The 15,290-nt window shown below is 68.9% G+C and carries 14 protein-coding genes; 7 read left to right on the top strand and 7 right to left on the bottom strand.

The window, feature by feature from the left end; all coding sequences use genetic code 11:
• Positions 1 to 38: 38 nt before the first annotated feature.
• Genes ACW5F0_RS03030 through ACW5F0_RS03020 form a run of 3 tightly spaced genes read right to left on the bottom strand, consistent with a single transcriptional unit; the run spans position 39 to position 2,235 of the window.
• On the bottom strand, positions 39 to 647 hold the full coding sequence (locus ACW5F0_RS03030; protein ID WP_456964547.1) for a lysogenization protein HflD: 609 nt from the start codon (positions 645 to 647) through the stop codon (positions 39 to 41).
• On the bottom strand, positions 644 to 1,756 hold the full coding sequence (gene mnmA / locus ACW5F0_RS03025; RefSeq protein WP_456964546.1) for a tRNA 2-thiouridine(34) synthase MnmA: 1,113 nt from the start codon (positions 1,754 to 1,756) through the stop codon (positions 644 to 646). The genes ACW5F0_RS03030 and mnmA overlap by 4 nt, the downstream gene beginning before the upstream one ends.
• Complete coding sequence (locus tag ACW5F0_RS03020; protein ID WP_456964545.1) at positions 1,756 to 2,235, bottom strand: NUDIX hydrolase; 480 nt, start codon at positions 2,233 to 2,235, stop codon at positions 1,756 to 1,758. The genes mnmA and ACW5F0_RS03020 overlap by 1 nt, the downstream gene beginning before the upstream one ends.
• A gap of 156 nt (positions 2,236 to 2,391) precedes the next feature.
• On the opposite strand from ACW5F0_RS03020, the gene clpS reads away from it, so the two are divergent.
• Positions 2,392 to 2,712 (top strand): ATP-dependent Clp protease adapter ClpS, encoded by a 321-nt coding sequence (clpS, locus tag ACW5F0_RS03015; protein ID WP_456964544.1) that lies wholly within the window; start codon positions 2,392 to 2,394, stop codon positions 2,710 to 2,712.
• Between the two features lie 183 nt (positions 2,713 to 2,895).
• On the top strand, positions 2,896 to 5,178 hold the full coding sequence (gene clpA / locus ACW5F0_RS03010) for an ATP-dependent Clp protease ATP-binding subunit ClpA (protein WP_456964543.1): 2,283 nt from the start codon (positions 2,896 to 2,898) through the stop codon (positions 5,176 to 5,178).
• Positions 5,179 to 5,329: 151 nt separating this feature from the next.
• Here the strand turns inward: clpA and infA are convergent, their stop codons facing one another.
• The 4 genes from infA to trxB all read right to left on the bottom strand — a co-directional run bounded on the left by infA (position 5,330) and on the right by trxB (position 8,533).
• A complete protein-coding gene (gene infA, locus ACW5F0_RS03005) occupies positions 5,330 to 5,548 on the bottom strand; it encodes a translation initiation factor IF-1 (protein WP_456964542.1) in 219 nt (72 codons plus the stop codon).
• 88 nt (positions 5,549 to 5,636) lie between these two features.
• Positions 5,637 to 6,407 (bottom strand): leucyl/phenylalanyl-tRNA--protein transferase, encoded by a 771-nt coding sequence (aat, locus tag ACW5F0_RS03000; RefSeq protein ID WP_456964541.1) that lies wholly within the window; start codon positions 6,405 to 6,407, stop codon positions 5,637 to 5,639.
• Positions 6,404 to 7,540 (bottom strand): GNAT family N-acetyltransferase, encoded by a 1,137-nt coding sequence (locus ACW5F0_RS02995; RefSeq protein ID WP_456998997.1) that lies wholly within the window; start codon positions 7,538 to 7,540, stop codon positions 6,404 to 6,406. The genes aat and ACW5F0_RS02995 overlap by 4 nt, the downstream gene beginning before the upstream one ends.
• 39 nt (positions 7,541 to 7,579) lie before the next feature.
• On the bottom strand, positions 7,580 to 8,533 hold the full coding sequence (gene trxB, locus ACW5F0_RS02990) for a thioredoxin-disulfide reductase (protein ID WP_456964539.1): 954 nt from the start codon (positions 8,531 to 8,533) through the stop codon (positions 7,580 to 7,582).
• 176 nt (positions 8,534 to 8,709) lie between these two features.
• Between trxB and ald the strand changes: the two genes are divergently transcribed.
• From ald to ACW5F0_RS02965, 5 genes are all read left to right on the top strand, one after another.
• On the top strand, positions 8,710 to 9,780 hold the full coding sequence (gene ald / locus ACW5F0_RS02985; protein ID WP_456964538.1) for an alanine dehydrogenase: 1,071 nt from the start codon (positions 8,710 to 8,712) through the stop codon (positions 9,778 to 9,780).
• Positions 9,781 to 9,836: 56 nt separating this feature from the next.
• The gene (locus ACW5F0_RS02980) at positions 9,837 to 12,197 is read left to right on the top strand and encodes a DNA translocase FtsK (protein ID WP_456964537.1); all 2,361 of its coding nucleotides are present in this window, start codon (positions 9,837 to 9,839) and stop codon (positions 12,195 to 12,197) included.
• Positions 12,198 to 12,379: 182 nt separating this feature from the next.
• Positions 12,380 to 13,012 (top strand): outer membrane lipoprotein chaperone LolA, encoded by a 633-nt coding sequence (lolA, locus tag ACW5F0_RS02975; RefSeq protein WP_456964536.1) that lies wholly within the window; start codon positions 12,380 to 12,382, stop codon positions 13,010 to 13,012.
• A gap of 95 nt (positions 13,013 to 13,107) precedes the next feature.
• The gene (locus tag ACW5F0_RS02970) at positions 13,108 to 13,830 is read left to right on the top strand and encodes a hypothetical protein (RefSeq protein ID WP_456964535.1); all 723 of its coding nucleotides are present in this window, start codon (positions 13,108 to 13,110) and stop codon (positions 13,828 to 13,830) included.
• An 81-nt stretch (positions 13,831 to 13,911) separates the two neighbouring features.
• On the top strand, positions 13,912 to 15,243 hold the full coding sequence (locus ACW5F0_RS02965; RefSeq protein ID WP_456965253.1) for a replication-associated recombination protein A: 1,332 nt from the start codon (positions 13,912 to 13,914) through the stop codon (positions 15,241 to 15,243).
• Positions 15,244 to 15,290 lie beyond the last annotated feature (47 nt).

The raw sequence follows: 15,290 nt of genomic DNA, 5'->3' as shown, positions 1-15,290 counted from the left end.
GGCGCCTCCAGAGTAGTACCAACCCGTTCCGGCCGCACTCAGCCCAGCAGGTCCTCCACCGCCTGCGCCATCGCTCCGCGCCGCAGCAGGAAATCCCAGGGGCTGCCGCCGAACTGCCGCCACAGCACGGCCGATCGCAGGGCGGCCAGCAGCATCGCGCGGATCTCGGCGACGATCGGAGCCTGCCCCAGGTAATGCGGATTGCCCTGCACCAGCACGCGCGGACGCAGCTGGCTGACTGTGTCGGCGTACAGCGTGCCGAGCTTCGCGAGTACGTCAGGGTGCGCGTTGCCCAGGCGCTCGGCGTCGATCCGTGCCGCAAGAATGCCCTCGTGCACGCGGCCTGCGATGTCGTCGTCCTGCACGAAGCGGCGTTCCAACTGGGTCACGGCCAGAGCCAGCTTCGGGAGCAGGGGATCCTGGCCACGGTTGGCCAGGTAATCGCGCACCAGCATCAGGCCCGGGCGCACGTTGGGCACGCCGCCGTAGATCTCGGCAGTGGAATCGGCATCGATCCGGAACACGCTTCCGAGCGCGGTCTCGAGCACGGTGCCTTCGGCCTGCCCGGTCTCCGCGACGCGGCGCACCTGGCGCAGCGCCTGCGCCAGGCCGGCGAGGGCGAGCATGCGGTCGTGGATCTCGCTCATGCCGGCACTCCCCTCGGGTCCGCAGGCGCGTCGGTGGCTGCGATCACGGCACCGCCCAGGCAGGCGTCGCCGGCGTACAGGACCACGGACTGGCCGGGGGTCACGGCGCGCTGCGGTCGGTCAAAGGCGACCCGCAGGGTCCCGGAATCATCAACGGTCACTTCGCATGGCTCCTCTTGCTGGCGGTAGCGCGTCTGCACCGTGCAGCTGAAACGGGTGGATGGTGGTGCGCCGGCGATCCAGTGTGCGGATTCGCTGCGCAGGCTCCGTGACATCAGGTAGGGGCTGTCGTGGCCCTGGTCAACCGTGAGCACGTTGGTGGCCACGTCCTTTCCGACCACGTACCAGGGCTTGTCGTCGAAGCCGCGGCGCCCGCCGATGTTGAGGCCTTCACGCTGGCCAAGCGTGTAGTAGAACACGCCCTGATGCGCGCCCACGACCTGTCCGCCAGGCGTGCGTATCTCGCCGGGGCGCGCCGGCAGGTACTGACCGAGGAACTCGCGGAAGTCGCGCTCGCCGACGAAACAGATACCGGTGGAGTCTTTCTTGGCCGCGGTCGGCAAGCCGGCGGCCGAGGCCATCGCACGCACCTGGTCCTTTTGCAGCCCGCCGAGCGGGAACAGGGTGGCGGCCAGCTGCTCCTGGCCGAGCTGGTGCAGGAAGTAGCTCTGGTCCTTGCCGCGGTCGGCCGCGCGCAGCAGGCGCCAGTCGCGTCCGTCGTGGTCGACGCGCGCGTAGTGTCCGGTCGCGATGCGCGCGGCGCCCAGGTCGCGGGCGGCATCCAGGAAATGCTTGAACTTGATCTCGCGGTTGCACAGCACGTCCGGATTGGGCGTGCGCCCGGCGGCGTACTCGGCCAGGAAGTGTTCGAACACGCCGGCCCAGTATTCGCGCGAAAAGTCGCGGAAATGGATCGGTATGCCGAGCCGCCCGCAGACCGCCACGGCATCGCGCCGGTCCTCGTCGGCACGGCAGTGGCCGCTGCCGTCGTCGGCCCAGTTGTCCATGAACAGCCCGGCGACGGCCTCGCCGGCATCGCGCAGGAGCAGCGCGGCGACCGATGAATCCACGCCGCCGGACATGCCGGCGATGACCCCGGGGGTGGCCATCAGCGCACCGAGCGCAGCAGCGACAGCGGCTGCCGGCTGCCGCCGAGGTGGTCGGCCACGACCTGCCAGACCAGAGGACTGCGGTGGCGGTCGGCCTGGGCCTGGAGTTCGGCCGGTGTCAGCCACAGGGCGCGCACGATGCCCTGGTCCAGCGTCCGCGCCGGATCATGCGACAGCGGCCGCGCGGCGAAGGCGAAACGCAGGTAGTGGCGGCCGGGGCTGCCGTCGGGCAGGGCGGGGGAGGTCCACTGGTAGGCACCGATGAAGGCCGTGGGCTCCACGGTCCAGCCGGATTCCTCGAGCGTCTCGCGGACCGCAGCTTCGATCAGGTCTTCGTCGGGCTCGAGGTGGCCGGCAGGCTGGTTCAGCACCAGGCGCCCGCCGGAATGCTCCTCGACGCAGAGCAGCCGTCCGTCGTCGACCACCACGGTGGCCACGGTCACGTCGGGTTGCCAGAACCGCCCCTGTCGATATGTCACGGCCTGCACCGCCCACGCCTGCCCGCACGCACCGGGGCGTGGACGCAGTCGATCATCGCGGGGCTGGCAGGCTGCATGTGGAAACCTTGGGCGAGTGCGGCATTTTCCCCTGCGCGGCGGGGGCCGTCCACCGGGCACGTCGCTATAATCACGGCCATGAGCCACAACCCCGGACACGAGCGCGACCATGGTGTCGCCGTCGAAGTCGGCCGCCCCGAAGTGGCGCGGCCGCCGCTGTACTCCGTCCTGCTGCTGAACGACGATTACACGCCCATGGACTTCGTGGTCGAGGTGCTGCTGCGCTTCTTCGGCATGGACATCGAGCACGCCACCCAGGTGATGCTCCACGTCCACACCCGCGGCCGCGGCGTGTGCGGGGTGTTCAGCCGCGACGTGGCCGAATCCAAGACCGCCCAGGTCAACGAATACGCGCGGCTGAACCAGCATCCGCTCCTGGCGACGATCGAAAAAGCCTGAGCCGCGCGCCGCCGGTGGCGCGGCGCCTCACTCCCCGATGACAGCTCCCGGCGGGATACTGGAACCCGTGGATGGTGCTTGCCAACGACGCGGGCAAGGGCCTACAAGGAACCAGTCGCCGGATGGAAAAGTGGCTCGGGCACCCCCATCTGGTAAGCAGTGAATCCAGGAGGCACACCCCCCATGTTCAGCAAGGATCTCGAGTACAGCATCGGCCAGTGCTACAAGCGCGCCCGCGAGGCGCGCGACGAGTACATGACGGTCGAACACCTGCTGCTGGCGCTGCTCGACAACCCGTCCGCGGAGACCGTCCTGAAGGCCTGCGGCGCCGATTTCCATCGCCTGCGCTCGGACCTCGAACAGGCCATCGCCAGCTCCGTCTCGCGCCTGGCCGAAGACGACGGCCGCGACACCCAGCCGACGCTGGGCTTCCAGCGCGTGCTGCAGCGCGCGGTCTACCACGTGCAGTCCTCGGGCAAGAAGGAGGTCAGCGGCGCCAACGTGCTGGTGGCGATCTTCGGCGAGAAGGACTCGCACGCGGTCTACTTCCTCAACCAGCAGGACGTCACCCGGCTGGACGTGGTGAATTACCTGTCCCACGGCATCGCGCGCACCGGTGACGAGCCGCAGTCCGGCCCCGGGGACGAGGCCGAGGGCAAGGTCGAAGGCGGCGAGGGCGACGGCAAGGGCGATGCCCTGACCGAGTTCGCCACCGACCTCAACGCGCTCGCCCGCCAAGGGAAGATCGATCCGCTGGTCGGTCGCGCCGACGAAATCGAGCGCACCATCCAGGTGCTCTGCCGCCGCCGCAAGAACAACCCGCTGTACGTGGGCGAGGCCGGCGTCGGCAAGACCGCGATCGCCGAAGGCCTGGCCAAGCGCATCGTCGACGGCGAAGTGCCCGAAGTGCTGGCGGACGCGACCATCTATTCGCTTGACCTGGGCGCGCTGGTGGCGGGCACCAAGTACCGCGGTGATTTCGAGAAGCGCCTGAAGGCGGTACTGGCCGCGGTCGGCCAGCACGAAGGCGCGATCCTGTTCATCGACGAGATCCACACCATCATCGGTGCGGGCTCGGCGTCAGGCGGCACGATGGATGCGTCGAACCTGATCAAGCCCGCGCTGGCGTCCGGCGAGCTGCGCTGCATTGGCTCGACCACGTTCCAGGAATACCGCGGCATCTTCGAGAAGGACCGTGCGCTCGCGCGCCGCTTCCAGAAGATCGACATCGTCGAGCCCACCGTCGGCGAGACCTACGAGATCCTTCAGGGGCTGAAGCCGAAGTACGAGGCCCACCACAACGTCACCTATGCCGACGATGCGCTGCAGGCCGCGGTGGACCTGTCGGTGAAGCACATCGGCGACCGGCTGCTCCCCGACAAGGCGATCGATGTGATCGACGAGGCGGGCGCGCGCCAGCGGCTGCTGCCCGACGACAAGCGCAAGTCGCTGATCGACGTGGAAGAGGTCGAGATGATCGTCGCGCGGATGGCGCGCATCCCGACCAAGCAGGTCAGTGCTTCGGACAAGGATGTGCTTGAGCACCTGGAGCGCAACCTCAAGATGGTGATCTTCGGGCAGGATCCGGCGATCGCCACCCTGACCTCGGCGATCAAGCTTGCGCGCTCCGGCCTGGCGAGTCCGGACAAGCCGATCGGCAACTTCCTGTTCGCCGGACCCACCGGTGTCGGCAAGACCGAGGTCACCCGCCAGCTCGCGCTGCAGCTGGGTATCGAACTGGTGCGCTTCGACATGTCGGAGTACATGGAGCCGCACTCGGTCAGCCGCCTGATCGGCGCGCCCCCGGGCTATGTCGGGTTCGACCAGGGCGGGCTCCTGACCGAGAAGATCGTCAAGACGCCGCACTGCGTGCTGCTGCTCGACGAGGTCGAGAAGGCGCACCCGGATATCTTCAACATCCTGCTGCAGGTGATGGACCGCGGCATCCTGACCGACACCAACGGTCGCGAGGCCAACTTCCGCAACGTGGTGCTGGTGATGACCACGAACGCGGGCGCGGCGCAGGCGGCACGGCGCACGATCGGCTTCATGCAGCAGGACCACAGCACGGACGCGATGGAGGTGATCCGCAAGGGCTTCACGCCGGAGTTCCGCAACCGCCTGGACGCGATCGTGCAGTTCCAGGCGCTGGGCTTCGAGCACATCCTGCGGGTGGTCGACAAGTTCATCATCGAGCTCGAGGAGCAGCTGCACGAGAAGCACGTGAGCCTGGCGGCGACGCCGGCGGCGCGCGACTGGCTGGCCCAGCACGGCTTCGACCCGCTGATGGGCGCGCGCCCCATGGCGCGGGTGATCCAGGACAAGGTGAAGCGGCCCCTGGCCGACGAGCTGCTGTTCGGGAAGCTGGTCGCTGGCGGCAGGGTGTCGATCGACGCCGTGGACGGCGAGCTGGTGCTCGACGTGCAGGCGGAGCCGGAGAAGCTGCTGCCCGCGACGGTCGACTGAGCGGGCTTGTGGGCTCTCTTGTGGGCTCTCTTGTGGGAGCCGCTATAGCGGCGATCGCGGCCATGGCCGCTCCCACAAAAAGAGGCCCGCTCCACAGAAACGGAAAAGGCGGCCTGCGGGCCGCCTTTCTTCTTCGGGCGCGAATGGCGCCTTACTTCATGCGATAGGTGATGCGGCCCTTGGTCAGGTCGTAGGGCGTCATTTCAACCTTGACGCGGTCACCGGTGAGGATGCGGATGTAGTTCTTGCGCATGCGCCCGGAGATGTGCGCGATGATCTCGTGCCCGTTCTCCAGCTTCACACGGAACATCGTGTTGGGAAGCGTCTCGGAGATCGAGCCTTCGAATTCAATGACATCATCTTTCGCCATGCGTACTGTCTGACCAATTCAAGGGACCGGGCCGGGGCCCGAAAGACGGCAATTGTCGCATGGACGGGGGCGCCGTGCAAAATTCCCGTTAAGCGGGCGCGGACCGCCCGTCCACCGCGGTTGCCGTCGCGAGGCTGGCGGCAGGCAGGGCGAAGTCCATGTCCCAGCGGCCGACGCGTCCCGGCAACGCGGCCTGCCGTCGCACCTCGGCCAGGAAGCGGGGGCGCGGCCACGCCTGGGCCCCCATCCGCTGCAAATGCGCGTTCCCGACCTGGGCGTCGAGCAGCGGCCAGCCCCACGCGTGCAGGACCCTGGCCAGCGCCGCAAGCGCGACCTTTGAGCCGCCGCTCTCGCCGCTGAACATGCTTTCGCCGAAGAACATCCGGCCGACTGCCACGCCGTACAGCCCACCGACCAGGCGTCCCTCGCGGTCACGCACCTCGATCGAGTGCGCATGGCCCAGGGCGTGCAGGGCGGAGTAGGCGGCCCGCATCGCATCGGTGATCCAGGTCCCGTGCCCGCCGCGCCCCGGCGCGGTGGCGCAGGCCAGCATCACCTGGTCGAAGGCACAGTCGGCGGTCACGTTCCAGTCGGAACGACGCAGCTGGCGGCGGAAACGCGAGGACAGGTGCACGCTGTCGGTGGCGAAGACCGTGCGCGGGTCCGGCGACCACCACAGCAGCGGCTGCCCCTGCGAGTACCAGGGAAAGATGCCGGTGGCGTAGGCATTGAGCAGGCGTTGCGCGCTCAGGTCGCCGCCGATCGCCAGCAGGCCGTCGGGTTCGCGCAGCGCGGTCTCCGGATCCGGGAACGGCGCACCGGGGTCGGCGCCCAGCAGGGCGGGCAGCCTGCGGGTCACGTCGCTGGTCCCGCGTCGCGAAACGGCGAGCGTTGCATCAGTGCACGGGCCATGCCGTCGACCGCCGTCTCTTCCTCGCGGCACCAGTCACCCAGTGCGCGGCGGAACTCGGGGTCGGCGATCCAGTGGCGGCTGCGCACCGGCGTCGGCAGGAAGCCGCGCGCGATCTTGTGCTCGCCCTGCGCGCCGGGTTCGAAGTGCGTGAGCCCCTCGCGCAGGCAGTACTCGATGCCCTGGTAGTAGCAGGTCTCGAAGTGCAGGCCGGGCACCTGGCGCACGGCGCCCCAGTAGCGTCCGTACAGGGTGTCGCGCCCGCGCAGGCACAGCGCGCCGGCGATGGCTTCGCCGTCGAGGTTGGCGAGCACCAGCACCAGCGCGCGGGGCAGGGTGCGTGCCAGGTGGCGGACGAACTCGAAGGTCAGTGCCGGCGCGTTGCCGTAATCGGCAAAGGTCTCCAGGTAGAAGGCATGCATATGCGCAAGGTCGGTATCGCTGGCCTCGTCGCCATGCAGCACGCGGAAGCTCACGCCCGCACGTACGACCTTGGCCCGCTCCTGGCGGATGTTCTTGCGGTGGCGATGGTCCATGTCGCCGAGGAAGGCGGCGAAGTCCGGCCATCCGGCGTCGTTGCGCCAGTGGTACTGGATGTCGCTGCGGCGCATCCAGTCGGCGCCGAATGCGGCGTCCTCGCCGGCCTCATGGAAGTTGACGTGTGCCGACGACAGGCCCAGTTCGCCGGCGTGCGCCACGATGGCCTCGAGCAGTGCGCGTCGTGCGGCATCGTCGCGTGCCAGCAGCCGCGGCCCGGTCACCGGCGAGTAGGGCACCGCGCCCAGCCACTTGGGGAAGTAGTCGCGTCCGTAGCGCGCATAGGCATGCGCCCAGGCGTGGTCGAACACGAACTCGCCGTGCGAGTTGTCCTTCAGGTAGCCCGGTGCCGCGGCCACCAGTTCGTCGCCTACCCACAGCGTGATGTGCCGCGGCGTCCAACCCCAGCCCGCGCGCAGGCAGCCGCTGGACTCGAGGCCTTCGAGGAAGGCGTGCGTGACGAAAGGGTTGCCGCCGTCATGGAGTGCATCCCAGGCGGCGGCGGGGACTTCGGACAGCGAAGCGTGGATGCGCGCGACGGGCATGCGCGGACTCAGCCGGCCCGACCCGCCGCGCGACGCGGCTCAGGCATCCTTGTCGAGGAAGCGCTCGGCATCGAGCGCGGCCATGCAGCCGAAGCCGGCCGAGGTGATCGCCTGGCGATAGTGCTGGTCGGCGACGTCGCCGGCGGCGAACACGCCCTGGACCGAGGTTTCCGTCGCCCCACCCGACAGCCCGGAGCGGATCTCGAGGTAGCCGTTGTTCATCGCCAACTGGCCTTCGAACAGCGAGGTGTTGGGCGTGTGGCCGATGGCGACGAAAAAGCCGTGCACCTCGATCTCGCGGGTGCTGTCGTCCTGCACCGACTTCAGGCGCAGCCCGGTGACGCCGGCCTCGTTGCCCAGCACCTCGTCGACGACGTGATGCCACACCGGCACGATCTTGCCGGCGTCGATCTTCGCCTGCAGCTTGTCCTGCATGATCTTCTCGGCGCGCAGGGTGTCGCGGCGGTGCACGAGGTAGACCTTGCGGGCGATGTTGGACAGGTACAGCGCCTCTTCGACGGCGGTGTTGCCGCCACCGACCACGGCCACGTCCTGGTCCTTGTAGAAGAAGCCGTCGCAGGTGGCGCAGGCGGACACGCCGCGGCCCTTGAACGCTTCCTCCGAAGGCAGCCCCAGGTACTTCGCGGTGGCGCCGGTCGCGATGACCAGGGCGTCGGCGGTGTAGTCGCCGTTGTCGCCCTTCAGGCGGAACGGGCGCTGCGACAGGTCGGCGCTGTGGATGTGGTCGAAGATCGTCTCGGTCTCGAAGCGCTCGGCATGCGCCTGCATGCGGTTCATCAGGTCCGGGCCCATGAGGCCATGGGCATCACCGGGCCAGTTGTCGACCTCGGTCGTGGTCATCAGCTGGCCGCCCATCTGCAGCCCGGTGACGACCACCGGCTTGAGATTGGCGCGTGCGGCGTAGACGGCGGCGGTCCAGCCGGCGGGACCGGAACCGAGGATCAGCAGGCGGCAGTGCTTGGAAGTGCTCATGTATACTCGCGGGCCATGGAATCACGGCGTTGGGAAGCCCATAGCTTGGCGGCGCCGGCGCGGCATGACAAGGCGCGGGGAGTGTCTTCGGCCGCAACGCAGGGTTCCCGTTGGCAATACGATGACTCGCCGCACATGCGGCGTTTTTTGTGCAGGACCTGAAGAGGACTCGACGGATGCGCATCGGTGTTGCCAGGGAAACCAAGACCCTCGAAGGGCGCGTTGCCCTCGTGCCCGCAGCCGCCGGCGACCTGGTGAAGCACGGCCATGAGGTGTGGCTGGAAGCGGACGCCGGGCTGAAGTCCGGATTCACCGACGCCGACTACGCGGCCCTGGGCGTGAACATCGCCCCCGACGCCGCCGCGCTTTACGGAAAGGGCGAACTGATCGTCAAGGTCAAGGAGCCGATCGCCGGCGACCTGCAGCACCTGCGCCGCGACCATCTGCTGTTCTGCTACCTGCACCTGGCCGCCGAGCCTGCGCTGACGCGCAGCCTGCTCGACATCGGCCTGACCGCCATCGCCTTCGAGACCGTCGAGCTGCCCAACGGCGACCTGCCGCTGCTGGCGCCGATGTCGATCATCGCCGGCCGCATCGCGGTGCAGGTCGGCACGCACCTGCTGCACCAGCCCGAAGGCGGCAAGGGCAAGCTGCTTGGCGGGCTGCCTTCGACCGAGCGCGGCAAGGTGGTGGTGTTCGGCGCAGGCAAGGCCGGCGGTGCATCCGCCGCGCTGGCCGCGGCCGGCGGCGCCAACGTCACCGTGTTCGAGATGCGCACCGACCGCATGGACGAGATGATGCGCCTGGGCGACAACGTCACTGCGTTGTACCCGTACCACGACGTTGTCGTGCGCGAGGTGGCCGCGGCCGACCTCGTGATCGGTGCGGTGCTGGTGACCGGTGCCAAGGCACCCAAGGTGCTGACCCGCGACATGCTCAAGGCGATGGAGCCCGGCAGCGTACTGGTGGACATCGCCATCGACCAGGGCGGCTGCTTCGAAACCTCGCGTCCGACTACCTGGAAGGATCCGACCTACGTGGAGGAGGGCGCGACCCACTTCTGCGTGACCAACATGCCGGGCGCCGTGCCGCAGACTTCGTCGCAGGCCATCTGCGCGGCGATCCTGCCCTGGGCGAACAGGCTTGCGGCCGGGGGCGACTGGCAGGCCGATCCGGCGCTGGCCCGCGGCATCAACGTCGCCGATGGCAAGCTGGTGCATCCGGCACTGCTTGGCATGGCTGTTTGACGCGCAATATGTTTAGAATCATCCCATTGCGGGAACTTCTTAAGGTCTGATCACACGTGGCAGCACGCCCGGCATCCGAACGCGGCACCCGGCGCCAGCGCAAAGCAGCGCCGCGCGCGGCTGTCTCGGCCCCCAATCCCAGGCGGCAGAAACTGCTGCGCGACATCGCACTGATCGCGATCGCGCCGCTGCTGGTCTACCTGCTGGTGTGCCTGGTGACGTATTCGTCCCAGGATCCGGGCTGGAGCAACTCCGGCAACCTGACCGCACCGCTGCACAACGCTGGCGGCAAGGTCGGCGCCTGGACGGCCGGCATGCTGCTGGGCCTGTTCGGTTACGTCGCCTTCGTGCTGCCGCTGATCCTGGGGGCGGTGGCCTGGATCGCGCTGTTCGGCATGGACACCGATGGCGACGGCCAGGCCGACCTGGGTCCGGCGCTGCGCCTGGTCGGCATCGTCGGCTTCATCATCTCCGCCACGGGCCTGCTGTTCCTCCGGTTCAGCGCCGTGGAAGGGCTGCCGGAAGGCGGCGGCGGCATCCTCGGGCGGCTGGTGGGCAATTCGCTGTACGCCGGCTTCGGCGGCATCGGTGGCAACCTGTTCCTGCTGGCGCTGCTGCTGGTGTCGGTGACGCTTGCCACCGGGCTGTCCTGGTTCGGCGTCATGGACACGATCGGCCGGTGGGTGCTGCGGCTGCCCGAGTTCTTCCGCCGCGGCAGCAAGCAGGCCAGCGAGTGGCAGGAAGCCCGCGCCAAGCGCGAGGAGCGCACCGAGGTGCGCAAGATCGACAGCGAGCTGCGCAAGACGCGTGCACCGGTGCGCATCGAGCCGCCGTCGGCCCCGGTGGTGGAGAAGAGCGAACGCGCCAAGCGCGAGCAGCAGATCCCACTGTTCAACGTCGGCGACGGCACCGGCATCCCGCCGCTGGCGCTGCTCGACGATCCCAAGCCGCAGCCCAAGGGCTACGACGAGGACACGCTCGAAACACTGTCCCGGCAGATCGAGTTCAAGCTCAAGGACTTCCGCATCGATGCCCAGGTGGTCGGCGCCTATCCGGGCCCCGTGATCACCCGCTTCGAGATCGAGCCGGCACCCGGCATCAAGGTCAGCCAGATCAGTTCGCTGGACAAGGACATCGCGCGCGGGCTGTCGGTGAAGTCGGTGCGCGTGGTCGACGTGATCCCGGGCAAGTCGGTGGTCGGACTGGAAACGCCGAACACGCACCGCGAGATGATCTACCTCAGCGAGCTGCTGCGGTCGAAGGAGTACGACAAGTCCCCCAGCCCGCTGACCCTTGCGCTGGGCAAGGATATCGCCGGCCGGCCGACGGTCGCCGACCTCGCGCGCATGCCGCACCTGCTGGTGGCCGGGACCACCGGCTCGGGCAAGTCGGTGGCGGTCAACGCCATGGTGCTGAGCCTGCTGTACAAGGCGTCCGCCAAGGACGTGCGCATGCTGATGATCGACCCGAAGATGCTGGAGCTCAGCGTCTACCAGGGCATCCCGCACCTGCTTGCGCCGGTGGTCACCGACATGAAGGAGGCCGCCAACGGCCTGCGCTGGTGCGTGGCGGAGATGGAGCGCCGCTACAAGCTGATGAGCGCGGTGGGCGTGCGCAACCTCGCCGGCTTCAACAAGAAGGTGAAGGACGCGCAGGACAGCGGGCAGCCGCTGCTCGACCCGCTGTTCAAGCCGAATCCGGAATTGAACGAAGTGCCACAGCCGCTCGAGCCGCTGCCGTTCATCGTCATCTTCATCGACGAATTCGCCGACATGATGATGATCGTCGGCAAGAAGGTGGAGGAGCTGATCGCCCGCCTGGCGCAAAAGTCGCGCGCCGCCGGCATCCATCTGATCCTGGCTACGCAGCGGCCGTCGGTGGACGTGATCACCGGCCTGATCAAGGCCAACATCCCCACGCGCATCGCGTTCCAGGTGTCGAGCAAGATCGACTCGCGCACCATCCTCGACCAGTCAGGCGCCGAGACGCTGCTGGGCCATGGCGACATGCTCTACCTGCCGCCGGGCACGGCGATGCCCGAGCGCGTGCACGGTGCCTTCGTTTCCGACGAGGAAGTGCACCGCGTGGTCGAAAACCTCAAGCAGTCGGGCGGCGGCCCGGACTACATCGAGGGCGTGCTCGAGGAAGTGCAGACCATGGGCGACGGCGTGGTGGTCGGTGCCACCGGCCTGCCGGAATCCAGCAGCAGCGGCGACGAGAGCGACCCGCTGTACGACGAGGCGGTCCGCGTCGTGACCGAGACCCGCCGCGCGTCGATTTCCGGCGTGCAGCGCCGCCTGAAGATCGGCTACAACCGCGCCGCGCGCCTGGTCGAGGCCATGGAGGCCGCGGGCGTGGTGACTCCGCCGGAGCACAACGGCGACCGCAGCGTGCTGGCGCCGCCGCCGCCGCAGTAGCCCCCCCCTGTGGGAGCCGCCATGGCGGCGATCGCGGCTATAGCCGCTCCCACACACCCGAGTCGCTCGCACCCCCCGCCTTTGTGGGAAGCCGCTATAGCGGCGATAAACCCGCACTTCGCGTGATCCCGCATTCAGCCGCCAGGCCGCACACTCGCGACGCATTCCGAGGAGACCCACCGATGATCCGCAAGCGCTACTGGCTGGCCGCGCTGGCCGCACTTTCGATGATTGCCGGCACCGCGTTCGCCGCCGGCGCACGCGACCACCTCGCCGCTTTCAGCAGCGGCCTGAAAGGGCTCGACGGTCGCTTCGAACAGAAGCTCTACGACCTGGACGGCCGCCTGAAGGAAACCTCCACCGGCCGCGTGGCGCTGTCGGCACCGCGCATGTTCCGCTGGGAGTACGCCACGCCCTACGAACAGCTGATCGTCGCCGACGGCGAAAAGGTCTGGGTGTTCGATCCCGACCTGGAGCAGGTGACCGTGCGCCCGCAGGGCGTGGAAGAGCAGAACAGCCCGCTCGCGGCGCTGATCGACCCCGCGAAGCTCGAGCGCGACTTCAACGTGCGCGAGGGCGGCGAAGCCGATGGCCTTTCGTGGCTGCTGCTGTCGCCGCGCCAGTCCGACCAGGCCAGCTTCAGCAGCGCCCGCCTTGGATTCAAGGGCAGTGCGCTGGTGCGGATGGAGGTCGTCGATACCTTGGGCCAGCGCACGAACGTCGTATTCAGCGACTGGAAGCGGAACCCGGCCTTTGATCGCGGCACGTTCCAGTTCGTGCCGCCCGCCGGCGTCGACGTGGTCGGCGAGGGCTGAGGTTCGCAGGGCTCGAGCCGTCAGGCGGCCGCGGTGTCCCCGCGGTCGCCGTTTACGCGTTACCCCGGACGTACCCCGCATCAGGGAAACGTTCCATGCCGGCACTCCGCCGCGCCAAGATCCTGTGCCTGGCCGTGTTGCTGGCCTCGGCGGCGCCGTGGGCATTCGCGCAGGCCTGGGACGATGCGGCCACCACCGCAGCTTCGCCCGAACCCGACTCCACATGGTTGCCGGCCGACGAGCAGGTGCAGGCGGCGGTCGCCGCGGTGCTGGTCCCCACGCTGGGCGGTGAATTCGGCGAGGCCGTGCTGGAGCTGAGGCTCGGCGAGGCCGATGTCGAGATCATCGGCCCCCGCGACCACGTCGTGCATGGCGCCGGCCAGCTGCGTTTAACCGGCGATGCCGGCAGCGATGACTGGCTCGCCTTCCGCTACCGCACCCGCTACGACCCCGTGTTCGCAACGGCGGGCTACCCCGAGATCATGCTGGGGGGTGATGGCGCGGGTGATGGCGAACACTTCGTCCCCAACGACGCCGGCCTGATGGCCGAACTCGAGGCGCGCGTGGGGGCCGAGCTCGAGGCGTATCCGGGCGCGGGGCGCGTGTTCCTGCAGCTGGATGACATCTCGAGCATGCAGTCGGGCCAGCGTTTCGTCCGCATCGAAGCCCATGGCCTGGCCGACTTCGGCCCCGGCGGCAGCACGACGGCGCGCATCGACGCCCTCTACGATCTGCACGCCTCTGCCTGGCTGAGCGTCGACCACGCGCTCGGCCCGAACATCGTCGCCAACCCGGATTTCGCCGCCGCCATCCGCTGACTTCGATCGCCGCGGCGGCGACCTTGGTATCGTTGCCTCCTGCATTTCCCTCTTGGATGCGACGTGTCCCGCAAGCACGCAATGGATGCCGGCACGCCCGGCCTCCTTCCCCCTGCCACCGACGCGCTGGCGCTGCGCCCGCTGGCCGAGCGCATGCGTCCGCGCACGCTCGACGAGATGGTCGGCCAGCGCCGCCTGCTGGCACCCGGCTCCGCGCTGCGTCGCGCCGTCGAATCCGGCCGCGTGCACTCGATGGTGCTGTGGGGGCCGCCGGGCTGCGGCAAGACCACGCTGGCGCTGCTGCTGGCCGAGTACTCCGACGCCGAGTACCGGGCGATCTCGGCGGTGCTCACCGGGCTGCCCGATGTCCGCAAGGTGCTTGCGGAGGCCGAGCACACGTTCGCGGGCGGCCACCGGACGGTGCTGTTCGTCGACGAGGTGCATCGCTTCAACAAGGTGCAGCAGGACGCGTTCCTGCCGCATATCGAACGCGGCACGATCATCTTCGTCGGCGCCACCACCGAGAACCCCTCGTTCGAACTGAACTCGGCGCTGCTGTCGCGCTGCCGCGTGCACGTGATGGAAGCGGTCTCGCCCGAAGACATCGGCATCGCCATGCAGCGTGCGCTCGACGACGATGCGCGCGGCCTCGGCGGGCGCGGCATCGCCATCGGCGACGAACAGCTGCGGCTCATCGCCAGCGCCGCCGACGGCGATGTGCGCCGCGCGCTGACCCTGCTCGAGATCGCGGTGGAGCTGGTGGGCGAGGGCGGCACCATCACCGACGAAACCCTGGCCCAGGTGCTGGCCGACCGCAGCCGACGCTTCGACAAGGGCGGCGACCAGTTCTACGACCAGATCTCCGCGCTGCACAAATCCGTGCGCAGTTCGAACCCCGACGCGGCGCTGTACTGGCTGGCGCGGATGCTCGACGGTGGCGCGGATGCGAGCTACCTGGCGCGCCGGCTGACGCGCATGGCGGTGGAAGACATCGGCCTGGCCGATCCGCGCGCGCTCACCATGGCCCTTGAGGCCTGGGATGCCTACGACCGCCTGGGCAGTCCGGAGGGCGACCTCGCGCTGGGCCAGCTTGCGATCTACCTGGCCAGCACCGCAAAGTCGAACGCCGCCTACGTGGCGATGGGCGAGGCGAAGCGCGACGTATCCGAATATGGCAGCGCCGAGGTGCCCATGCACCTGCGCAACGCGCCCACGAAGCTGATGAAGCAGCTCGGCCACGGCGCGGGCTACCAGTACGACCACGACGCGAAGGGCGGCGTGGCGCTGGGCCAGACCGGCTTCCCCGACGCGATGGGCGAACGCGTCTACTACCGCCCGGTGGAGCGTGGTCTGGAGATCAAGCTGCGCGAGAAACTGGAGCGGCTGCGGGCGGCGCGCAAGGGCGGCGGGTAGCGCCCGGCACCTGCACGCCCGGGTGCGACGTGCGGTGAAGCATGCTG

The sequence above is a fragment of the Luteimonas sp. A534 genome (genome assembly GCF_054072805.1).
This window is presented reverse-complemented; position numbering and strand designations above follow the sequence as displayed.

Excerpts from the sequence above, each read along its gene's own strand:
- ACW5F0_RS03030 (WP_456964547.1), bottom strand. The coding sequence starts at position 647 with ATGAGCGAGATCCACGACCGCATGCTCGCCCTCGCCGGCCTGGCGCAG.
- mnmA (WP_456964546.1), bottom strand. The coding sequence starts at position 1,756 with ATGGCCACCCCCGGGGTCATCGCCGGCATGTCCGGCGGCGTGGATTCA.
- clpS (WP_456964544.1), top strand. The coding sequence starts at position 2,392 with ATGAGCCACAACCCCGGACACGAGCGCGACCATGGTGTCGCCGTCGAA.
- clpA (WP_456964543.1), top strand. The coding sequence starts at position 2,896 with ATGTTCAGCAAGGATCTCGAGTACAGCATCGGCCAGTGCTACAAGCGC.
- infA (WP_456964542.1), bottom strand. The coding sequence starts at position 5,548 with ATGGCGAAAGATGATGTCATTGAATTCGAAGGCTCGATCTCCGAGACG.
- ACW5F0_RS02995 (WP_456998997.1), bottom strand. The coding sequence starts at position 7,540 with ATGCCCGTCGCGCGCATCCACGCTTCGCTGTCCGAAGTCCCCGCCGCC.
- trxB (WP_456964539.1), bottom strand. The coding sequence starts at position 8,533 with ATGAGCACTTCCAAGCACTGCCGCCTGCTGATCCTCGGTTCCGGTCCC.
- ald (WP_456964538.1), top strand. The coding sequence starts at position 8,710 with ATGCGCATCGGTGTTGCCAGGGAAACCAAGACCCTCGAAGGGCGCGTT.
- lolA (WP_456964536.1), top strand. The coding sequence starts at position 12,380 with ATGATCCGCAAGCGCTACTGGCTGGCCGCGCTGGCCGCACTTTCGATG.
- ACW5F0_RS02970 (WP_456964535.1), top strand. The coding sequence starts at position 13,108 with ATGCCGGCACTCCGCCGCGCCAAGATCCTGTGCCTGGCCGTGTTGCTG.
- ACW5F0_RS02965 (WP_456965253.1), top strand. The coding sequence starts at position 13,912 with ATGGATGCCGGCACGCCCGGCCTCCTTCCCCCTGCCACCGACGCGCTG.